18 protein-coding genes are annotated in these 20,033 nt (G+C 31.9%); 3 read left to right on the top strand and 15 right to left on the bottom strand.

Going from position 1 to position 20,033, the window contains the following annotated elements:
- Positions 1-4 precede the first annotated feature (4 nt).
- The 4 genes from ACJJV4_RS02320 to tpx all read right to left on the bottom strand — a co-directional run bounded on the left by ACJJV4_RS02320 (position 5) and on the right by tpx (position 4,102).
- Positions 5-640 (bottom strand): LolA family protein, encoded by a 636-nt coding sequence (locus ACJJV4_RS02320; RefSeq protein WP_405291721.1) that lies wholly within the window; start codon positions 638-640, stop codon positions 5-7.
- A 12-nt stretch (positions 641-652) separates the two neighbouring features.
- Positions 653-3,073: a DNA translocase FtsK gene (locus ACJJV4_RS02315; RefSeq protein WP_405291719.1), complete on the bottom strand. Its 2,421-nt coding sequence runs from the start codon at positions 3,071-3,073 to the stop codon at positions 653-655.
- Positions 3,074-3,231: 158 nt separating this feature from the next.
- Positions 3,232-3,603, bottom strand: a complete 372-nt coding sequence (locus ACJJV4_RS02310) for a diacylglycerol kinase (protein ID WP_405291717.1) — start codon at positions 3,601-3,603, stop codon at positions 3,232-3,234.
- The gene (gene tpx / locus ACJJV4_RS02305; RefSeq protein ID WP_405291715.1) at positions 3,596-4,102 is read right to left on the bottom strand and encodes a thiol peroxidase; all 507 of its coding nucleotides are present in this window, start codon (positions 4,100-4,102) and stop codon (positions 3,596-3,598) included. The genes ACJJV4_RS02310 and tpx overlap by 8 nt, the downstream gene beginning before the upstream one ends.
- 236 nt (positions 4,103-4,338) lie before the next feature.
- On the opposite strand from tpx, the gene ACJJV4_RS02300 reads away from it, so the two are divergent.
- From ACJJV4_RS02300 to ACJJV4_RS02290, 3 genes are all read left to right on the top strand, one after another.
- Positions 4,339-4,935, top strand: coding sequence for a fasciclin domain-containing protein (locus tag ACJJV4_RS02300; protein ID WP_405291713.1), 597 nt, complete (start codon positions 4,339-4,341; stop codon positions 4,933-4,935).
- Positions 4,936-5,154: 219 nt separating this feature from the next.
- On the top strand, positions 5,155-7,329 hold the full coding sequence (katG, locus tag ACJJV4_RS02295; RefSeq protein WP_405291711.1) for a catalase/peroxidase HPI: 2,175 nt from the start codon (positions 5,155-5,157) through the stop codon (positions 7,327-7,329).
- Between the two features lie 69 nt (positions 7,330-7,398).
- Positions 7,399-7,869, top strand: coding sequence for an ankyrin repeat domain-containing protein (locus ACJJV4_RS02290; RefSeq protein WP_405291709.1), 471 nt, complete (start codon positions 7,399-7,401; stop codon positions 7,867-7,869).
- A gap of 109 nt (positions 7,870-7,978) precedes the next feature.
- On the opposite strand, the gene ACJJV4_RS02285 is transcribed toward ACJJV4_RS02290, so the two are convergent.
- From ACJJV4_RS02285 to ACJJV4_RS02235, 11 genes are all read right to left on the bottom strand, one after another.
- Entirely contained in the window at positions 7,979-9,202 is a 1,224-nt protein-coding gene (locus ACJJV4_RS02285) for an autotransporter outer membrane beta-barrel domain-containing protein (protein WP_405291707.1), read from the bottom strand.
- Positions 9,203-9,301: 99 nt separating this feature from the next.
- Positions 9,302-10,078 (bottom strand): hypothetical protein, encoded by a 777-nt coding sequence (locus ACJJV4_RS02280; RefSeq protein ID WP_405291705.1) that lies wholly within the window; start codon positions 10,076-10,078, stop codon positions 9,302-9,304.
- 173 nt (positions 10,079-10,251) lie between these two features.
- Positions 10,252-10,872, bottom strand: a complete 621-nt coding sequence (locus ACJJV4_RS02275; protein ID WP_405291703.1) for a porin family protein — start codon at positions 10,870-10,872, stop codon at positions 10,252-10,254.
- 148 nt (positions 10,873-11,020) lie between these two features.
- Positions 11,021-11,452, bottom strand: a complete 432-nt coding sequence (locus ACJJV4_RS02270; RefSeq protein WP_405291701.1) for a hypothetical protein — start codon at positions 11,450-11,452, stop codon at positions 11,021-11,023.
- Between the two features lie 236 nt (positions 11,453-11,688).
- Positions 11,689-13,419, bottom strand: a complete 1,731-nt coding sequence (locus ACJJV4_RS02265; RefSeq protein WP_405291699.1) for a hypothetical protein — start codon at positions 13,417-13,419, stop codon at positions 11,689-11,691.
- The gene (locus tag ACJJV4_RS02260) at positions 13,416-14,510 is read right to left on the bottom strand and encodes a hypothetical protein (protein WP_405291697.1); all 1,095 of its coding nucleotides are present in this window, start codon (positions 14,508-14,510) and stop codon (positions 13,416-13,418) included. The genes ACJJV4_RS02265 and ACJJV4_RS02260 overlap by 4 nt, the downstream gene beginning before the upstream one ends.
- Before the next feature lie 88 nt (positions 14,511-14,598).
- On the bottom strand, positions 14,599-14,748 hold the full coding sequence (locus tag ACJJV4_RS02255; RefSeq protein ID WP_405291695.1) for a hypothetical protein: 150 nt from the start codon (positions 14,746-14,748) through the stop codon (positions 14,599-14,601).
- Positions 14,749-15,011: 263 nt separating this feature from the next.
- Positions 15,012-16,226 (bottom strand): serine hydrolase domain-containing protein, encoded by a 1,215-nt coding sequence (locus tag ACJJV4_RS02250; RefSeq protein WP_405291693.1) that lies wholly within the window; start codon positions 16,224-16,226, stop codon positions 15,012-15,014.
- Positions 16,227-16,281: 55 nt separating this feature from the next.
- The gene (locus ACJJV4_RS02245) at positions 16,282-17,310 is read right to left on the bottom strand and encodes an L-dopachrome tautomerase-related protein (RefSeq protein ID WP_405291691.1); all 1,029 of its coding nucleotides are present in this window, start codon (positions 17,308-17,310) and stop codon (positions 16,282-16,284) included.
- A gap of 114 nt (positions 17,311-17,424) precedes the next feature.
- Positions 17,425-18,660, bottom strand: a complete 1,236-nt coding sequence (locus tag ACJJV4_RS02240) for a serine hydrolase domain-containing protein (RefSeq protein WP_405291689.1) — start codon at positions 18,658-18,660, stop codon at positions 17,425-17,427.
- Positions 18,661-18,700: 40 nt separating this feature from the next.
- The gene (locus ACJJV4_RS02235; RefSeq protein WP_405291687.1) at positions 18,701-19,969 is read right to left on the bottom strand and encodes a hypothetical protein; all 1,269 of its coding nucleotides are present in this window, start codon (positions 19,967-19,969) and stop codon (positions 18,701-18,703) included.
- Between the last annotated feature and the right edge of the window lie 64 nt (positions 19,970-20,033).

Genomic DNA, 20,033 nt, shown 5'->3' with positions numbered 1-20,033 from the left:
ATACCTAATCTAGTTTATTGATATAATAGTCTTGATACTTGTTGGCATCAAAGGTAAATAAGGTTTTCGATAAAGTCTCGTTTGTTTTGAAAGAATTTACAGTAAGTGTTGTTTTTGTGCTATTCTTGCCTATTTGGATTAAGTTGTAAATGTTTTTTGTTTTAGAATCTATACCTAATAGTATAGTTTTAATTTCCGAACTAGAATCGATAGGTGTCAATTTTACATATTGAATTTTTCTACCATTAATATCTTGTTCTATATCTAAAGCATAGGTGTAACCATCTTCATAAAAAGATAACATTTTACTTGGTGTAATGGCATCGTTTTCATCATCATTCTCTTCAGAAATAGTAACTTCTTCATCCTCTGGACTAATGCTATACAGGGTTCTTCCGTCGAATAAACGGGTAATACCAAGTATATTTAGTTTGTAGCGATCACCTTGCATAATCACGTCGCCTTTGGTCACTTGTTTTAAACTTTCTGCTGTGTTCTCTAACACATACTTAAAATCTATTGAAATGTTATCGTAGCTTTTTACTTTTTGAGAGACTTCATTCAACAGTGCTTTTCCTTTATTTTGAGCAAAGGCGTTAACTGAAAGGGTAATTAATAAAAGTGCAATAATTTTCTTCATTTTCATTTTAAATTATATTTCATTTTCTAAATGCTGATCTAAGGCTATTAAATCGGTTACTAACACTTGTCTGGCTTTACTTCCTTCAAACGGACCAACAATACCTGCGGCTTCTAATTGATCTATAATTCGGCCGGCTCGGTTGTATCCTAATTTTAATTTTCGTTGTAATAACGAAGCAGAACCTTGTTGTGCTGTAACAATAACTATAGCAGCATCTTTAAAGAGTTTATCTCTATCTGATATATCTATATCAAGACTTGTGCCACTTTCTTCACCAACAAACTCTGGTAATTGATAAGCCTCAGGATAAGCCTTTTGCGCACCAATAAAGTCTACTATTTTTTCAACTTCTGGCGTATCTACAAAGGCACATTGTATTCTTATCATGTCGTTACCTTGTGTGTAAAGCATATCTCCACGACCAATAAGTTGGTCGGCTCCTCCGGCATCTAGAATAGTACGCGAATCAATTTTACTAGATACTCTAAAGGCAATACGTGCAGGGAAATTCGCTTTAATTATACCCGTAATAACATTAACCGACGGACGTTGCGTGGCAATAATTAAGTGAATACCGATGGCACGCGCTAATTGTGCTAATCGGGCAACTGGAGTTTCAACTTCTTTACCAGCTGTCATAATTAAATCTGCAAACTCATCAACCACCAAAACGATGTAAGGTAAATATTGATGTCCATCATTAGGGTTTAGTTTTCTCGCTTTAAACTTAACGTTGTATTCTGCTATATTTCTACAAAGTGCATTTTTTAGCATTTCGTAGCGGTTATCCATTTCTATACACAAGGAGTTTAGCGTATGGATCACTTTAGTATTATCGGTAATAATAGCATCACCATCGTCTGGAAGTTTTGCTAAATAGTGACGTTCAATTTTATTGAAAAGCGTAAGCTCTACTTTTTTAGGATCGACTAAAACAAACTTAACTTCGGCAGGATGTTTTTTATAAAGTAACGAGGTTAAAACGGCATTTAAACCAACCGATTTACCTTGACCCGTGGCACCAGCCATAAGTAAGTGAGGCATTTTTGCTAAATCGACCACAAAGGTTTCATTACTAATCGTTTTACCTAACGCAATTGGCAAATGCATTTCTGAGGCTTGAAATTTCTTTGAAGCAATAACAGAACGCATAGAAACAATGGTTGAGTTTTTGTTTGGCACCTCGATACCAATAGTACCTTTACCCGGAATAGGTGCAATAATACGAATACCTAAAGCCGCTAAAGAAAGTGCAATATCATCTTCTAAATTCTTGATTTTAGAAATTCGAACTCCAGCCTCTGGTACAATTTCATACAGTGTAACTGTTGGCCCAATAGTTGCCTTAATGCTTGCAATACCAATTTTGTAATTGTTTAAAGTTTCAACAATTTTATTTTTATTACTTTCTAATTCTTCTTGGTTAATGGTAATACCACCAGTATCATATTGTTTTAATAAATCTAAAGGAGGAAATTGATATTTACCAAGCTCTAGAGTAGGGTCGAACTGACCAAAATCTTCAACTAGTTTATTGGCTAAGTTGTCGGTTTCCGAACCTTCTTCAGCAACTTCAACCACTTTCATTTCTAAATCTTCCTCTACAACTTCTTCTTCTGCAACCTTTACTACAAGAGGTGTTTTGTCTTCAACTGTAACTTTTTCAACTTTAGGTTTTACAGGAGCTTCAACTGGTTCTAGAGGTGTTTCAATAGGCTTTTCTTCTTCAACAGGAATATTAAACGCAGATTTGATATCTTCGGCTTCATCAGATAAATTATTATCTAGAGGCACAATGATATCTTCCTTCATGTCAGATAATTCACTTTTGAAATTATTTTTAGCAGATTTAAATTGATTTGTAATACTTTCAAACGTTACTTTAAATCGAATGGCTAAATAGGTAATTAAACCAAAAAGAAGTAGGAGTGAAACCCCAATTTTACCAATATAGTCTTGTAGATAGTTGTTAATTTCAAAACCTATAGTACCACCGAGAATAGCATTTTTATTTCCGAAGAATCCGAAAAGAATAGAGCTCCAGATAATAATTAATACACCCCAAAACCAATGTCTTCTTAGTTTTTCTTTATTGATATTCATTAAAACATACATACCCGAAAGAAAAAGGAGACCTGCAAATATAAAAGAAGGTAAGCCAAAGCCACGTTGAATAAAGAAATCGCTTAACCAAGCGCCAGATTTGCTTAGCCAGTTTTGAGTTTCAATGTCTCGGTTTGCAAAATTAGATAAGCTACTTTGGTCGGCTTTTCCGGTAAAAAAGAACGATACAAAGGCAATAGCTAGCACAAAGCCAAACATAATTAAAAAGCTTCCTAACACTAGTTTTTGCTGATTAGACAACTTAAAACTAGGTAGTTCTACTTTTTTACGTGGTGCTTTTTTAGGTTTAGTTTTACTTTTCGCCATTAATGCGTTTAGATTTCATGATTGAGGCCTTGAAGCGAGTTCAAAGAGGTTATTATTTTTATAACGACACAAAAATACAAATTACTAACGTTAACGAAACTATATTTTAAAAAATTGCAGAGCAAACCTTTAATTAACTTAATTTTAAAGAGGATGACTTAGAAAATTTTAGGAATGTAGATAATAAGTCCGATAATAGAAGTGAAAATAGCGGCAATAAATACAGCGCCTGCGGCAATATCTTTAATTAAACCTATTTTTTCGTGATGTTCTGGGTGAATAAAATCGGCAATGGCTTCAATAGCTGTGTTCATGCCTTCGGCACACATCACTATGGCAATGGCTAAAAGCTGAATAAGCCATTCTGTAGTAGATATATTATAATAAAACCCGGCAATAGTGACTATAATGCCGAGCGTAAACTGAATTTTAATGCTGGCTTCGGTTTTAAGGAGCAATACTGCTCCTTTAAAAGCAAAGCCAACACTTTTTAATCTATTTACTAAAAAAGATTCTTTTTTACTACTCATTTAAAAGAGCTTCTAAAGCAGCTTTATAGTTAGGTTCTTCTGTAGTTTCTGCAACTTGCTCGGTGTATAAAACCGTGCCTTTTTCATCTAAAACAACAACACTTCTCGAGTGTAAACCTTCTAATGGGCCATCAATAAAATCTAAACCATAAGCTTTACCAAAGCTTCCTGTTTTAAAATCTGATAAACTTACCACATCATTTAAACCTTCTGCTCCACAAAAACGTGCATTAGCAAATGGTAAATCGCGAGATACACATAAAACTTTAGTGTTGTCTAATTCGCTAGCTTCACGGTTAAATTCGCGAACAGATGTTGCACAAGTACCAGTATCTACACTAGGGAATATGTTTAAAACAACTTTGCTACCTGCAAAATCACTTAATTTTTTTGTTGATAAATCGTTTGCGGTTAAAGCAAAATCAGGAGCTTTTGTTCCTTTTGCAGGAAGATTTCCTGATGTATTTATATTGTTTCCTTTTAATGTTACTGTTGCCATTATTTTATGTTTTATTAATTGTGTTGTAAAATTAAGAATAATTACATCTTTAAACTATTTGTTTAATCTTTTTTTAATTCTTATAGTTTTTGTTAATTATTTGTGATACAGCAGCTTGTATATCGCTATGCGTTAATAAATTGTTAAAGCTTAAATTTTTTTAAAACCGACATTGTCTAAACTTCGTTAATGTAAGCGAAACAATAAAATAACAATTTTTAAAAAAATCTAAAATTATGAAAACATCACAATTATTAAAATCAACTGTATTTACTATGGCTCTTTTTGCATCTATTAGCGGTTTTGCACAAAATAAAATGATGAAGAAAGATAAAATGATGAAAGAAAAAACAGTTATGGTTGGTGGAGCAGAAATGTACCCAAGCAAGAATATAATTGAAAATGCTGTGAACTCAGAAGATCATACCACTTTGGTAGCCGCAGTAAAAGCAGCAGAATTAGTAGAAACCTTGTCTGGTGAAGGCCCATTTACTGTGTTTGCACCAACAAATGCCGCTTTTGAAAAATTACCAGAAGGAACAGTTGAAACATTATTAAAACCAGAGAACAAAAAAATGTTACAAGGTGTTTTAACTTACCATGTTGTTGCCGGAAAATGGAATGCTAAAGCCGTTTTAGGTATGATAAAAGAAGGACATGGTAAAGCTGAAATTAAAACTGTAAGTGGCGGAACGCTTACTGCTTGGACCAAAGATAAAGCTGTTTATATTACCGATGAGAATGGTAACTCTGCGATGGTAACCATTGCAAATGTTAACCAATCTAACGGTGTTATTCATGTTATTGATACGGTATTATTACCGAAATCTTAATTTATTAGGGATTTATTAAGATTATTTAAAAAGCCGCTTCAGTTTGAAGCGGCTTTTTTTTGTACCTATGTTAGGTTTGCGTAAATTTAGAGACCTATTAAATGGTAATGTCTATAAGAATTTCTTATAGTAAAATAAAAACAATCAATTTTATTTATAGCCACTAAGCTCTTTAATAGAGTAATTTTATCAAAAATTAAAACGTAATAACTATATACTATGGATCATACAAACAGCGGCGATATTGGCAAATGTCCTTTTATGCAAGGCGCAATTACTACAACCGAAAAAACAGTTACAGATTGGTGGCCTAATACCCTTAATCTAGACATTTTACATCAACACGATAGCAAAACAAACCCGTTAGGTGCAGATTTTGATTATCATGAAGAGTTAAAAAAATTAGATGTAGCAGCATTAAAAAAGGATTTGCATGAGTTTATGACAGATAGTCAAGATTGGTGGCCTGCAGATTGGGGTCATTATGGCGGATTAATGATTAGAATGGCATGGCACGCTGCGGGTTCATATAGATTGCCAGATGGTCGTGGTGGCGGTGGTACAGGTAACCAACGTTTTGCACCGTTAAATTCTTGGCCAGATAATGTGAGTTTAGATAAAGCTAGACGTTTACTTTGGCCAATCAAGAAAAAATACGGAAATAAATTAAGTTGGGCCGATTTAATCATTCTTGCAGGTACTATTGCTTACGAGAGTATGGGCTTAAAAACTTACGGTTTTGCATTTGGTCGAAAAGATATTTGGCATCCAGAAAAAGATGTGTATTGGGGAGCAGAGAAAGAATGGTTAGCACCAAGTGATGAGCGTTATGGCAATGTTGATAAGCCAGACACCATGGAAAATCCGTTGGCATCAGTACAAATGGGCTTAATTTACGTAAACCCAGAAGGAGTAAACGGTAAACCAGATCCTTTAAAAACTGCACTACAAGTTAGAGAAACGTTTAAGCGTATGGCTATGAACGATGAGGAAACTGTGGCTTTAACAGCAGGAGGACATACCGTTGGAAAAACCCACGGAAATGGCGATGCTAGTATTTTAGGTCCAGAACCAGAAGCAGCAGGCGTAGAGGAGCAAGGTATGGGCTGGTCTAATCCAACTAAATCTGGTAAAGGTCGCTATACGGTTACTAGTGGTTTAGAAGGTGCATGGACAACGCACCCAACTAAATGGGATAATGGCTTTTTCGAAATGCTATTTAATCACGATTGGGAGTTACGCAAAAGTCCAGCAGGAGCACACCAATGGGAGCCTGTAAGCATTAAAGAAGAAGATATGCCGGTAGATGTTGAAGATTTAACAACGAAGCACAACCCGATGATGACTGATGCGGATATGGCCATGAAAATGGACCCTATCTATAAAGAGATTTCGTTAAAATTTAAGAACGATTTCGATGCCTTTTCTGATGCTTTTGCTCGTGCATGGTTTAAATTAACTCACCGTGATATGGGACCAAAAGACCGTTGGTTTGGACCAGATGTACCACAAGAAGATTTAATTTGGCAAGATCCAATTCCAAAGGGAACTACTAATTATAATGTTGCAGCGGTTAAACAAGCCATTGCAAATACAGATTTAAGTATTGCTGATCTTGTTTCTACTGCTTGGGATAGTGCAAGAACATATAGAGGATCCGATTTTAGAGGCGGTTCTGATGGTGCACGTATTCGTTTAGAACCACAAAACAATTGGGAAGGTAATGAGCCAGCAAAACTACAAAGGGTATTAGCGGTTTTAGAACCTATTGCTACGCAATTTGCTATTAGCCTTGCTGATACTATTGTTTTAGCAGGTAATGTTGGTGTAGAAAAAGCCATTAATAAAGCCGGTATGGATGTTGCCGTTCCTTTTACTCCGGGTAGAGGTGATGCCACGCAAGCCATGACGGATGTTGAATCTTTCGAGCCATTAGAGCCACTTGCCGATGGTTATAGAAACTATCAGAAAAAAGAATATGTTGTAAGTCCAGAAGAAATGTTACTCGATAAAACACAATTACTAGGTTTAACAGCTGCAGAAATGACAGTTTTAGTAGGTGGTATGCGTGTTATGGGAACCAACTATGGCGGAACAAAACATGGTGTGTTTACAGAAAATGAAGGCGCTTTAACAAACGATTTCTTTGTAAACTTAACCGATATGATTTACGAATGGAAATCTTTAGATAACGGTATTTACGAAATTAAAAATCGTAAAACAGGCGAAGTTAAATTTACCGCAACTCGTGTAGATTTAGTCTTTGGTTCAAACTCTATTTTACGTTCTTACGCGGAAGTATATGCCCAAGACGATAATAAAGAAAGGTTTGTAAAAGACTTTGTTGCCACTTGGACTAAAGTGATGAACTTTAATCGTTTTAACATAAAATAATACCATTAAACATAGCAATTAGAGGAATGGTTTTTAGTAGCCATTCCTTTTTTTATAATATAAATTCAGATGAAAGATATAGTTACCCTATTCGATAGTATAAAAAATAGAGACCTAATGACGTTAAAAAACGTATTATCAGAAAATCCTAAATTAGCCGAAGTTACCGACGAGCGTGGTTTTACACCATTAATTTTAGCGACTTATTTTGATAACGAAGCTGCAACCAAAGCATTAGTAGAGCACAAAGCACCTATAAACGCTAAAGATGCCTCAGGCAACACCGCGTTAATTGGTGTAAGTTTTAAAGGCAACGTGGCTTTTGCAAAATATTTAATTGAAAACGGTGCCGATCTAAACGAAGTAAATACCAACGGAACCACAGCGTTAACCTTTGCTACACAATACAACAAAGTAGACATTGTTAAACTCCTTTTAGAGCATAACGCTGATAAAACTATAAAAGATAACGCAGGAAAAACAGCTTTAGCTTACGCTGAAGAAAAACAGTTTACCGAAATTGTTGCGCTTTTGGGGTAATAGAAGTTGATGTTATTTATAACGAAAATGGAGATTAAAACCAGCCTAATACAAGCTGGTTTTAATCTCCATTTTTTGTTGAAATTATTTTCTTTTTATAAGGATACTTTTAGAATAAAGAATATCCTAAAATTACAGAGAAGGTTTTATACTTCGAATCATAATAAACATAATCCGATAAAACTTCTCTTTCTGGTTGAAAACGAAATTGTAAGCTGTATTTATCATTGTATTTGTAACCAATACCAAAACCTATATTAGGGTATGCATTAACATCTAAGTTGCTTAATTCAGTATTGTCTCCTCTTTTAAATGTAACTGAAGAGCTTGAACTAAAATCAAATATATAAGAGATATCAACAAAAATCTTAGAATTATCATTAATAAAAAAATAATGCCTTAAACTTACTGGCACTTCAATGGAAGTATAATCTACATTAGCTACTAACACACCTCCAGAAACGATACTGCTTTCAGAAGTTTGTTCGTTTTTGTAGCTTTGGAATGTTGGTTCTAGAGCAATAGCCCATTTATTTTTATTAAAAGGAAGAATAAACTCAGCCTCTAAACCCAATCCAAACCCTGTTTTATTATCAAAATCAGCATCTCGCGGATTGTTAGAATCTTGACGAATTGATAACGACGTGCTATTTACTCGTGGTCTAATCGTTAAATTAAATAGATTACCAATTCGTTTTTCTTCAAAATTAGTTAGTTCGCTGCCTTGGCATTCACCGTACTCATTAAAAAAGCGAACTAAATCATTTTTCTTATAGTTTACATTTTCAATTTTACTCATTTTAAAATCCGGACAAGGTAAATCAACCCATAATTGTTGTCTAAATCTATTATTTTTATGGATTTTATCATCTTTAGTTTTATAACTTTTGAATATTAATTGGCTAATATCAGCTGTTTCAGTGCTGTAAAAATAACGTTTTAAGTTACCCTCAATATATTCATATAAATTAGCTTTACCTTCAACTAATACTTTTAAAAATAGTTCTTCGTCATTAAACGTAGGGGCTTTGTCTTTGGTTAAATTACTAACGATCTCGCTAGATCTATCCATACTTACCGTTTGTTTTATGTATTTTGTAATTGTACCTATTGCAAATTCTTTAACAGTTTTTATTGTTGCTATTTTAGATTCGCTAGTTTCCGATAGTTTGTATTCAAATTCAGTTGGGTTGTTTTTTTTATCGCTATCCTTAATTAAACAATTAACTTTTTGATTGGCATTATCAATATAATAGCCTTTTTTAAAAGAAATTTGAGAATAGGAGGTAAAGCTTAAAATAGTTACTAAAATAAATAGAAGTTGTTTTTTCATTGTAGTTAATTAATAGAGGTGTAATTATAGTTTATATGTAAATTTTAGCTAATAAATTTTATGTGCGAAATATATTAATTATTCTTAGTTACTGAGTTATTATTTCATTAATTTTATTTGAAACTCTGCTGCTCTAAAAGCCATTTCTAAACCTTTTAGGCTTGGTTCCATGCTGTTTTCTTTAAATAGCGCATTTAAGTATTCAGCTTGTTTTGCAATATTACTGTGGTCTCTTAATAGCATTTGATATTTTAGTAAAACCAAATTTGCATGCACTTTGTCAGAAATATTTAAGCCTTTTTGTTTTAAAACATCATCTAGTGTGCTTTTTATTTTGGTATCGTTTTCTGGCAATTCATCTAGCAAATACGCTTGAGCCAAACTAGGCTTGGATTTAGCTGAATAATCACTTTTATCAGACATGTTTAGTCTATAAGTCATTTTGCTGCCATTTAGAAAATACCATCGCGTGTAAGAATCATTCGCGATGTCTATTTCTTTTTCAAATAGTTGTTCTCTTGTATTCCAGTTTGTATGTGCCACTAAAAGTTCATTGCCGTCTTTTGTTTTAAGAATAGCCATTTTTATTAAATAATTTCTATCTCCTGGTTTTTCAATCTCAATTTCCAAAGGCGTGTCTGCGGAAACATAGGTTTTTATAGCTTTTAATATAGACGAAACATCTTCTGTACTCGCCATAGGAAACAAGTTCTCGCGTAAAAATAAATCGATATAGAGATAATGCGTTAAATAGAAATCATCAGCTTTTATGTAGTTAGCTTCCTTAAGGCGCTCCGATTTTATTTTGATTTGTTCAGATTGCGTGAATCCAAAACTGCAGATGAAGATGGTGGCTATTAATACTATTTTGTACATGTTTTTGGTTTGTAATTTTTAGAGGGAGAATTTAATTTTTATATGATTAGATTGAAATAAGACTTTTACAAATTATAAATCGAGACTATTTTATGATGATTTTTGGAGAAGGGTTTTAGTTGAAAATCAGTGAGTTTTTACTTTTTTTAGCACAGTACTTTGTTGGCACAAGTTTATAATCCAAATAGCACCCCAATATTCCCATTCAGATTTTGATTGGCTTTCCAGCCATTAGGATATCCATTGAAATCAATTGGACTCAATCCGAATTGACCTCCCCAATCAAGAGTAATTTTTAAACTGTTTGTTAATTTGTAAATAACTCCAAGCCCACCAGCAAGCCCATAATCATAGGGCTTGAAATCCTCTTTATTATCCTTAACTTCATCATTGGAATATTCTTTTGAAGCAGACATTAGCAGACCTCCATACATTCCGAAATTAAAAAAACCTTGTAAATTTCCTTTGCCTACTCTCCATTCTGCCATAACAGGCATCACTATATAGTTTAATTTTTGTGTAAAAAGCTCTATTTCTGAATCGTCTGTAATCAAAATTCCTTTTCCTTCATATTTTAGTTTTGATTTTAGAGCCCAATTTCTAGAAAAGTTGAATTTACCCACGACTCCAAATGACATTCTATTTATAGATAAACCTCTTACATATTTAGCCTCAATATATCGATAGTCGCTAATATTTAATCCAATCTCAGGACCTATTTCAAATTTTGAGTTTTGAGCAACAATATTAAAAAAGGAAAGAACAAATATTAGTTGCAAGATTATTTTTGTCATTAAATTCTAGTGAGTTTGTTTTTAATTTGTGCTAACGTTTTTGTGTGCGAGGATTTTCCGAAGGAAAATCAGAAGCTAGCAAACGAGAAACTAACTTTGGTTTAGCTAAAACTAGCAATTTTTTTTATACGGTGTTGTACACAGTTATTTATAAAATGTATTTCAAACAATATATACTAGTCATTTGTATGACAAAAATTACTAGTCCGAAAATCGTCAATTTTTTGTTATACTTTTTGTTCAACAAGTCCGATTGAGTTTGTAATTCAATTTTTTGACTTTCTTTTATTCGTGCAAAATAATAACCTCCTTTTTGAATAAACTCTTGACCTTTTTGATTTATTTTCAAGTTTTTATTAAGGTCTTGAAGTATATAATTGTCTTGAAGTAATTTTTCTTTAATTAATTCTTTATGTCCAATATTCCAATTGTGATTAGGTAATGCTTTTGATACAAAATCCATATCAATAATTCTAGGATTGATTTCATCAAAGATTTTATTGAACGATGGATTTTCGTATGATAATAGTAGAAATAATATGTCATCTAAAATTCTACAAGTAGGTATTTCTAGTTTCATAATTTTGTCTATGGTATCTGGGTTTTAATTGTTTACAACGTCTACGTATAAGAAACGTAGGGCAGGTTATAAGCACTTTCGTTTCGGTTTATTACTTAGTTAAATATAAATATTTTGCTTTTATCTTTTCTACTATAAAAGCCAAATTTTATATTTAGCGGACTTCATTAATAAGCACATATCTTTAGGTTTAGCACAAACGCCCTATGTTTTTTATACATTGTTGGCATTAGTATTTATATTGTTTCAATTATTATATATGTATCAGCAATTAATTCAGCATATTTATTATCATTATCCTTTAACAAAGCTTTCTTTTCTGTACCATTACCAATACAAATCATATGAGCATTATCTTTAAAAATATCTGTTTTATAGCTTTCTATTTGTGATTTTACATTTTTGTCATCAGCTATGGATAATATTGTTTGTGTATCGGTAGGAAAATTAGAATTAATGAAATTAAGTATATTAATCTTATTCCCAGCTTCAATATCTTCATTAAAGATACTATCTAAAATAAAAGGTAGCCTATGTATGGTATCAGATTGAGTTAAAAGTTTATTAAAAGCAAAGTGGTAACTTAAAACAGCTAAATGTAATTCAACTCCTTGAAAAGGAAAACTTGAGATGTCGTATAATTTATAAAAGCGTTCTTCTTCTAATGAAGGAATACCTAATGCGACATTATTTTTAAAGTATTCTGTTTTAAATATTTTATTCTTTTTTGCTCTTTCAAAAAATATATCATCATCAGTTTTATATTCTTTTAATTTTTCTTTTTCAGTATCTAATTCAATAGTTAAAGCTCCAATTTGTTTTAATAAATTTTCAAATAACTGTATGTTAGCTTTATTGTTAATCCAATTTTCTAAAGTTACTTCACTTTCTGAATACTTATTAAATGTCTTATATTCTGAATTAATTGATTTTCGTAAAACTTCAATTTTTTGGTTAGTTGAATTAACTTTTGATTGAGCAGTTTTAATTTTACTTTTCAATTCACTTAGCATTGTAATAGTATCATTTTCTTCTTGAAAATGTTCATATACTTGTTCAATATTATTAGGTAATATTTGTGTGCAAGTTGGGCAAGAATCTTCTCCAGGAGTTTGGTTTTTATGATTTCTTTTGACTTTAGAAACAACTGAATGTCTTTGGTTATAAAAAGTTAATTTATTAGATAAGTTTACATAATCTTTTTCAAGTATTAGTAATTCATCTTTTTTTGAAGAAATAGACTCAATTAATTCATTTGCTTTACCAGAAAGTGAACTGTTTATTATTTTAGAAACTTCTAATTCTTCGTTTTCACGTTCTACATTTTTGAAAAATTTAATTTGTTTTTGTAAACTATTAATCTCTTTTTCAATTTTTTTCTTCTCCTCTCTATCAATAATATTTTCAATACCTAAATAGTAATCTAAAAAATCCTCTTTGAAATTTTTATAAAAAGTTAGATTACTAAATGATTTTCTTAAGTATACCCATCCGACATCCTGAGAAACGTAATACGGTAAGAATATTGTTTCCATTGGAGCTTCTGAAATACCAGAGTTAGACTCAAGAAGTAAGTTGAAATTAAATAGTTTATTGAAATACTTCTTTAATTTAATATGCTCTGCAGAGTTGTCACTTCCGATACCATTAAATCTAATTATCTTCGAATTATTATCTTTAATTATTAATGTTTCATCTTGCCTGATAAAGATAAACTCTTGTTTTTCTGTTCCTTTGTGTATTATACAATTTAATCGAACAAAGATTTCTTCTGTTAGAATTTCAGTCAATTTTATTTTGTTGTCATTTATACCAAATGAAAATAGAATAAGTTGAATTAAAGTACTTTTTCCAGCTGTGTTTTTACCATAAATAACATTTAGTTTATCCCTAAATGTTGTAAAAAAATACTTATCATTTAATTCACTATATACTAAAATATCTTTTATTTCTAATGTAATTTTCATAATTCAGTATTAATAATTTCTACAAATGCAGATGAAATGACTGCTTTAAGTTGCAACTCTCTTAATGTTGTTGTTTTTTTCTTATTGAACTCATTATAAAAAGCTAAAATACAATCAGATTCAGTTACGTGATTTTGAAAAATATTTTTATTGTTTAATACAAAGTCATAAATTTTCTTGTGTTCACTTTCTTTTAAATCTTTAAACTCATCAAAACTATTTAAGTAATGAAGTTTGAATGTTGGTTTATCAAATAGAGAGATATTAAATACAGTACATATTTCTTTCTCTTTTTCTCTCCAAAATGTGTAAGCTAATTTTTTGGTAGTGAAGACATTTAATATTTTATTAATATCATCAGATTCAATCCTTTTAGTTTCATCTGTTAATTTAGCTATGTTTCCCTGATTGTATTTAGATTCTATCTCTTTAAAATAATAGAGTAGCGTATCTATTGATGCTTTAGGGTCTTCTACAGAGCTTCCAAAAACAGTTTTGAATTTACCATATAATTGTTCTAATTGTGCTTTAGGTGTTCTATTAATATCAATGAAGTTAAAAACTAAGTTATCTAAATTGATTTTGTTTATTTCCGAAAATTTGATTGAAGAAGTACCTGTAGTTATCTTATCTTTTATATTAGTATCTAAATCAGAATATTTAACAATATTTTTTGTCTCATTAATAACTTCTTGGAAAATTTCCCCTTTTACTGTTTTCTTTAACTCTATAGTATTATTAGTAGTAAAATAGTTCTGTTGACTGAAATTATCATTTTTATTGATTTCATCGTCTAATATAGATTGGCTGACATCTGCAATTTTCTTAACAATTTCTATAAGTTTTTTTCCTATAGTCCATTTGTTTGTTGATTTTTTTGCTTGAAATGTTTCAATCTTTTCGAGTAATTCATTTTCATCTAGATACCCGAAAACAATGTCTTCTAAGTGTTCAAGAATAATGAAGTATTTCTCGTTTTTTATGTTTTCATACTTTTCAAGGAATAAATATAAAGTACAGTGTTTTTGAAACTCCATTCCTACATTTGCCTGTACACCTGAGTTTACGGCACTGTCTATATTTCCATTCATTAAATTTTTGGTTTTCTGAGTTTTTTTATATTAATGCCAACTATTATATATACTCACTTCTATTAATCATATCCAGCTTATAACAACACTAAAAACAAGAACCAGGAATTGGTCTTTCAATACAATTTCCTGCGCCAAAACAAACGGTTTCTGTTTCGCAACCGCCTTCATCTTCGGTGCAAGATGTAAAGCTTAAGGAAATTATTGCAGCTAATAAAAAGTGTTTTAATGTCTTCATCTGTTTTGTTTATAGTGTTAACATGGCGTATACTTTATACTTCAAAAGTATAAGCAACGAATTTACTTTGTTTATGTAAAAGAATCAATACGTATAACTGCGTATTTTTCTTTACTAACAGCAAATTACAACAGTTTGTTTAATTGCTTTTACGGGTAACCGTAATTTTGAAAAAAAAAAGAGCAAAAAAAATACCTTGCTTTTGCAAAGTGCTTTTAAAAAAAATAGGTTTTTAGAGGCTTTAAATTTAAACCTGCTGTGCTTTAATGGTTTAAATGCGCCAATGTTCTGTATAATTCTAAATGCACTAGGGTTTGCGCATAAGGGTTATTTTGATCGTAATAATTTTTATTAGCCGAATTTTTTACAATAACTGTATTTGTGGTTGGGTTAATATAGATATGCTGATTAAATACGCCAATGGCCATAAACTCGCCTTCGTTACCATCGTTTATCCACCATTGATAGCCGTAACCAATACCTGGACTAGAGGAGTTTTTACTTTCTGGTTGCAAATGCTCTTCATTGGCATCTACGGAAGCCTCAAACCAACTGAGCGGTACAATTTGTTTGCCGTTCCAATTTCCTTTTTGGAGATAAAGTTTTCCTAGTTTGGCATAATCTCTTAAACAGGCATTGAGTCCGCCGTTTACCATTTCCATGCCTTTGCCATCGGCTAACCAATAGGCATCGAATTCTGCGCCAATGGGTTTCCAAATTTTTTCTTCTAAATAGTCGGTTAAACTTCTGCCGGTAGCTTTAACGATAATCATGCCCAAAACATGGGTATTAATGCTTACGTAATGGTTGTAAGTTCCGGGAGGAATATCGTTAACTAAGGTGCTAGCAAAGGCATCTTGAGATTTTCCGGTAATAAAACCTTGCCAATATCTATTAATATCAGAATTAAGGTCGCTGTAGGTTTCGTCGAATTTAATGCCTGTAGACATTTGTAAAACATCTTTTATTTTTACACCATTGTAACCAGAGTTTTTTAATTCGGGCAAGTAGATTTCTACGGTTTCATCGATACTTTTAATGTAACCTTCTTCCATAGCGATGCCAAAAAGCGCCGACACATAAGATTTTGCCATAGACCAAGAGATATGCCGTACATCTTCTTTTTGTCCGCGCCAATAGTTCTCGTACTGTATGGTATCATTTTGAATAAAAATAAAGCCTTGCGTGTACGATGAGTCTAGGTATTTTAAAGTGTTGTAGGTTGTACCATTATGACTAAAACTTTCGGGCAATTTTATATTGTTTATTTTAGGAAATAGAAAAGGAACATCCGCTTTTTTTACTGTTTTAGCAGGCAAATATTCGTCCATGTGTATAAACGAATATTCTTGATTTTTCATGGCCATGGCGTCTTTAAACTCTTGGGCGTTTTTGTTGTTCTGGTTAAAGATCACAGCTGCTACTGTTATAATTAGCAATAAAATGATAAATGGAATTTTTAGCTGTTTTAAATTCATAGCTTATTCTTTTCCTGATAAATATATTTTTTTAGCACCAATGGTTTTTTTGTATTTAGTTTATTTTCAGTTTATTAATAGTGAAATCTAATGCGCTTATATCGCCTTTTGCTTCATTAATTCTGGAATTTGTATAATACAGCTCGTTGTTATAGATACTAAAAGTATCGGCCCATTTTACTTGTTCGCCTTCAGCAACAACACGTATTTCACCGTTAGTAATATCTAGCTTCATAATTTTATTATGTTCTAAATCGGCATAAAAAAGTTGTCCTGATGCATCCATAATCATCCCATCTGGAGCAGATGTTTTAGCCATATGTTTTACACCGTTTTCAATAGTTGCTTTATTTTGGCTCAATAGATTGTCGGTTGAAATAGCATAGAGATTATAACCGGTAAGTGCATGAAAATAAAGCATATCGTTTTTAGTATCGAGCGCAATACCATCGGAATGTACTGTGTTTTGCCAAACCCCGTTATTAAACTTTAATTGGTTGGTTTCTGCCAAGGTAGATTTGTGATTATCGAGCGCTCTAAAAGATGTTCCCGAAGCTATATCGATTACCACAAGGCCAGCATGACCAGAATCTGTTAAGTAAATTTTACCCTTCTTTTTGTCTACGCGCAAGTCGTTAATGTAAGAGTCTTTATGGAAGCTTTCCTCTTGTAAAACATAGATTTTTTCTAGTTTATTAGAAGATAGATTAAAAGCGAAAATTCTAGGGTTTGCTATAACACCTTTAAATAACGGGTTGCGAGTATCGAGAACATACAACGTATTTTCGAAAGCAACTACCGATTGTACGGCCACAAATACACTGTCGGTAGCGGTTTTTCCAATATCCCAACTGTTCCAAGTTTGATTAGGAAAAGGTGTTGATGTATTATTACTTACTTCAATTACCGAGTTTTTAACCTGTTCGCGCCATCTCGGAAAGTTGGCAAAAACACGACCATTATTACTCACTGTAACACCAGTAACTTGTTGACCTTTAAAAGAGGCTATTTTTTCAATTTCGGGCTTTTCAGAGGTGCAACTCCAAATTCCAAAGGCAATAACTAGTATATATATCTTTCTCATATTTTCCATTTAATTAAGCTACTAATTTAGCAAATATAACCGTAATAGAAACTTAAAAAGCTTTTGAAAATAGGGAAGTGGTTTCAGAAAAAACTATAGGGTTAATCTGTTTTACTATTCTTTTTTTAATTCGGTTTCGTACTTAATTAAAGCGTTCCAAATGGATACGACTTCGGGCCAAAAATTATCATCGAAATCGGAGTCTGTATTTACTAAAAGTATTTTACCTGTTTCAGTAATTGGATTAAAATACATGGCTGTCATCACACCAGGATCCGATCCGTTATGGCCAATAACATTGTCTTTAATTTTTATAAAGGCATTGCTAAACTCCATAAAAATGCCAAATTGTTCTCCCGTTTCTATATTCGGGAATTGCTGTTTTTCAAATAACTTTTTATAGCTTGCTTTGCTTAAAAGTTCACCATGTCCTTTGTAGCCTTTCATCAACTCTGTTAAAAATAGCCCTAAATCTCTATTAGAAGTAATAAAACCACCATCGGCATAGGTTATTAGCGCATATTCTGCGATTAGCATCTCTTTGTTAGCGAATAGTCTAGAGCGCTGCGTGGTATCAATATCTTTAGAAGACCAACCAGAGGATGTCATTTTTAAAGGTTTTAATATATAGTCCTTCGTAAACGCTTGGTAATCTTGTCCTGTTGCAAATTCAATAATTTGAGCACAAAGTGCTGCGCCTATATTCGAATAAGCTCTTAATTCTCCTGGCTTGCTATTGGTAAACATATCTTTGCTATACCATTTTCCTTCGGGAGTAAGGCTGTTTTTAATGAATTCTATAAGCGAAATTTTAGATTCAGGCATGTTAAACCAATCGTATACACCTTCGTTTTCATGGTGCTTAGACTTTTTTAAGACATAGGATTTAGAATACACCTCGTCAAGATCATTTATAGAGCTCGTGTGGTAGGCGAGATGTTTAATTAAAATGGGTGTTTCAGGAAAATTAGGATTTGTAATTTCGAAAGGTAAATACTTATTTATGGGATCATTCAGATTTAATTTCCCCATTTCTTGAGCTTTTAAAAGAGAAACTCCTATTAAAGTTTTTGATATGGAAGCTATATTTTGTGTGGTGTTTGGCGTGTACTTTTTTGTTAGTGCTATATCTGTATAGCCAAAGGCATTTTCATAAATTAAACCTTGATCATCCACCACAGAAACCGACAGCCCAATAATAGCACCTTTATCGAAAGCACTTTGCAAGTTTTTAGTTAGCGTATCGTTTATTGCCGTATAGTCTTTTTTGAGTGTTTTGTGAGATACTTCTTTTTGTTTACACGAAAATAATATAGTTGATACTAAAAGAAATAGAAGTGTATTTTTCATCTTGACTTAGTTTGTTTTATTAAATGTGTAATTGTATAGATTAACAATCGTAATATTCTGGTGCCGTTATTATTTCTAATCCGGTTAATTTAGATATTTTTTCTTTGTATGCATCAAAATTTTGGCAAGAACCGTAAAAGATAACATAGCTTCGATTATCGTTCTTAAAATTCAATTCTAAATAACTGGCGCCTCCACCTTTTGCGGGTAGGACATTTTGAATGGTAAAAGATGAAATATCACATGTATTATAAACTTGAGAATAGCATTTATCTGCAAAGCCAATTTTAGAGTTTTTATGATCGACCCAAATAGTTACTGCATCGTTATTATTCGGTAAAAGATTTGCTGGTCTTCGCTTTATTTGTCTGTTCCTTTTGTAATCGGAAGATGTTTTAACGCTTGTATCAATAACTAGATATTCGCTAACTTCCATGATATTCTCGTAATCACTATTAGCTAATAATTCGGGATAATCACGTTCGTTTTTTACAGAAAGGGATGTATATGCTCCATCAAATAGATACGTGCTATCATAAGTGTAAACTATGGAAATTACGATACCTTTAGCTTTAAATGAAAAGCTGTTTTGATCATCGCGCTCATAACCAAAATATTGGTTTTCTTCTAAAAAATCTTTTTGAAAGCGTTCTTTTAAAGCGTAATAACTTTTATCTGAATTTGAAACGTCGAAAGCATGTGTATAAAAATGCAAAACAGGAGCATCTGTTCTGGCATTATCAAAATAGGCCTTAAAATCTGTTAAAATGATGTTCCCAAGTCTAACGGGATATTTAAAATTCAAAATCTTTTGGCCATAAGGCGACTCGTTAAAATAAACATGAGGATGCTGTTCTAAATATCGATATGTTGTGTCCCAGTTTATAAAGGTTTTTTGTGGCGATTGTATTTCAAACCCTAATGCGTAATCATTATAGTTTTTATCAAGAATTTTAAAAGTTGTATTGTTTAATTTACGCCAAACTAGATGCTTTTGCTGGGTGGTTTTATTTATATTTTTGAAAAATACAACGTCGTTAAAATTAAATTTTGAAGACAATGTGTTATAAACTTTAGAAAAACCTTTAAAATTAGTTGGCAACCAATTTTGATGGTGATCGCATATAAATAATGAAGATTCACCTTGTGCATTTACAACCATATAGGCGTATTGCATAGCATCGATGTTAATCTCACAATTTTTGAAAGCATTATTACTTCTGCAAATAATTTTGTTTTCTGCTATGTAAATTTCGCCTAGATTTTCTTCTTTAGGAAATTTTCTTTTGTTTAAATATTTTCCAAACATGTTGCTTTAATAGTTTCATTATTTCTTAAGACGATATTTTTTAGAAAATAGCTTTTCAACATCA

The organism is Algibacter sp. Ld11 (genome assembly GCF_045066735.1).
Lineage (GTDB): Bacteria > Bacteroidota > Bacteroidia > Flavobacteriales > Flavobacteriaceae > Algibacter.
The sequence above is the reverse complement of the archived record's forward strand: the minus strand, read 5'-3'. Positions and strand labels throughout refer to the sequence as shown.

Excerpts from the sequence above, each read along its gene's own strand:
- ACJJV4_RS02310 (WP_405291717.1), bottom strand. The coding sequence starts at position 3,603 with ATGAGTAGTAAAAAAGAATCTTTTTTAGTAAATAGATTAAAAAGTGTT.
- ACJJV4_RS02250 (WP_405291693.1), bottom strand. The coding sequence starts at position 16,226 with ATGAATTTAAAACAGCTAAAAATTCCATTTATCATTTTATTGCTAATT.
- ACJJV4_RS02315 (WP_405291719.1), bottom strand. The coding sequence starts at position 3,073 with ATGGCGAAAAGTAAAACTAAACCTAAAAAAGCACCACGTAAAAAAGTA.
- ACJJV4_RS02235 (WP_405291687.1), bottom strand. The coding sequence starts at position 19,969 with ATGTTTGGAAAATATTTAAACAAAAGAAAATTTCCTAAAGAAGAAAAT.
- ACJJV4_RS02275 (WP_405291703.1), bottom strand. The coding sequence starts at position 10,872 with ATGACAAAAATAATCTTGCAACTAATATTTGTTCTTTCCTTTTTTAAT.
- ACJJV4_RS02260 (WP_405291697.1), bottom strand. The coding sequence starts at position 14,510 with ATGAATGGAAATATAGACAGTGCCGTAAACTCAGGTGTACAGGCAAAT.
- ACJJV4_RS02255 (WP_405291695.1), bottom strand. The coding sequence starts at position 14,748 with ATGAAGACATTAAAACACTTTTTATTAGCTGCAATAATTTCCTTAAGC.
- ACJJV4_RS02270 (WP_405291701.1), bottom strand. The coding sequence starts at position 11,452 with ATGAAACTAGAAATACCTACTTGTAGAATTTTAGATGACATATTATTT.
- ACJJV4_RS02245 (WP_405291691.1), bottom strand. The coding sequence starts at position 17,310 with ATGAGAAAGATATATATACTAGTTATTGCCTTTGGAATTTGGAGTTGC.
- tpx (WP_405291715.1), bottom strand. The coding sequence starts at position 4,102 with ATGGCAACAGTAACATTAAAAGGAAACAATATAAATACATCAGGAAAT.
- ACJJV4_RS02280 (WP_405291705.1), bottom strand. The coding sequence starts at position 10,078 with ATGTACAAAATAGTATTAATAGCCACCATCTTCATCTGCAGTTTTGGA.
- ACJJV4_RS02300 (WP_405291713.1), top strand. The coding sequence starts at position 4,339 with ATGAAAACATCACAATTATTAAAATCAACTGTATTTACTATGGCTCTT.
- ACJJV4_RS02265 (WP_405291699.1), bottom strand. The coding sequence starts at position 13,419 with ATGAAAATTACATTAGAAATAAAAGATATTTTAGTATATAGTGAATTA.
- ACJJV4_RS02240 (WP_405291689.1), bottom strand. The coding sequence starts at position 18,660 with ATGAAAAATACACTTCTATTTCTTTTAGTATCAACTATATTATTTTCG.
- ACJJV4_RS02285 (WP_405291707.1), bottom strand. The coding sequence starts at position 9,202 with ATGAAAAAACAACTTCTATTTATTTTAGTAACTATTTTAAGCTTTACC.
- ACJJV4_RS02290 (WP_405291709.1), top strand. The coding sequence starts at position 7,399 with ATGAAAGATATAGTTACCCTATTCGATAGTATAAAAAATAGAGACCTA.
- katG (WP_405291711.1), top strand. The coding sequence starts at position 5,155 with ATGGATCATACAAACAGCGGCGATATTGGCAAATGTCCTTTTATGCAA.
- ACJJV4_RS02320 (WP_405291721.1), bottom strand. The coding sequence starts at position 640 with ATGAAGAAAATTATTGCACTTTTATTAATTACCCTTTCAGTTAACGCC.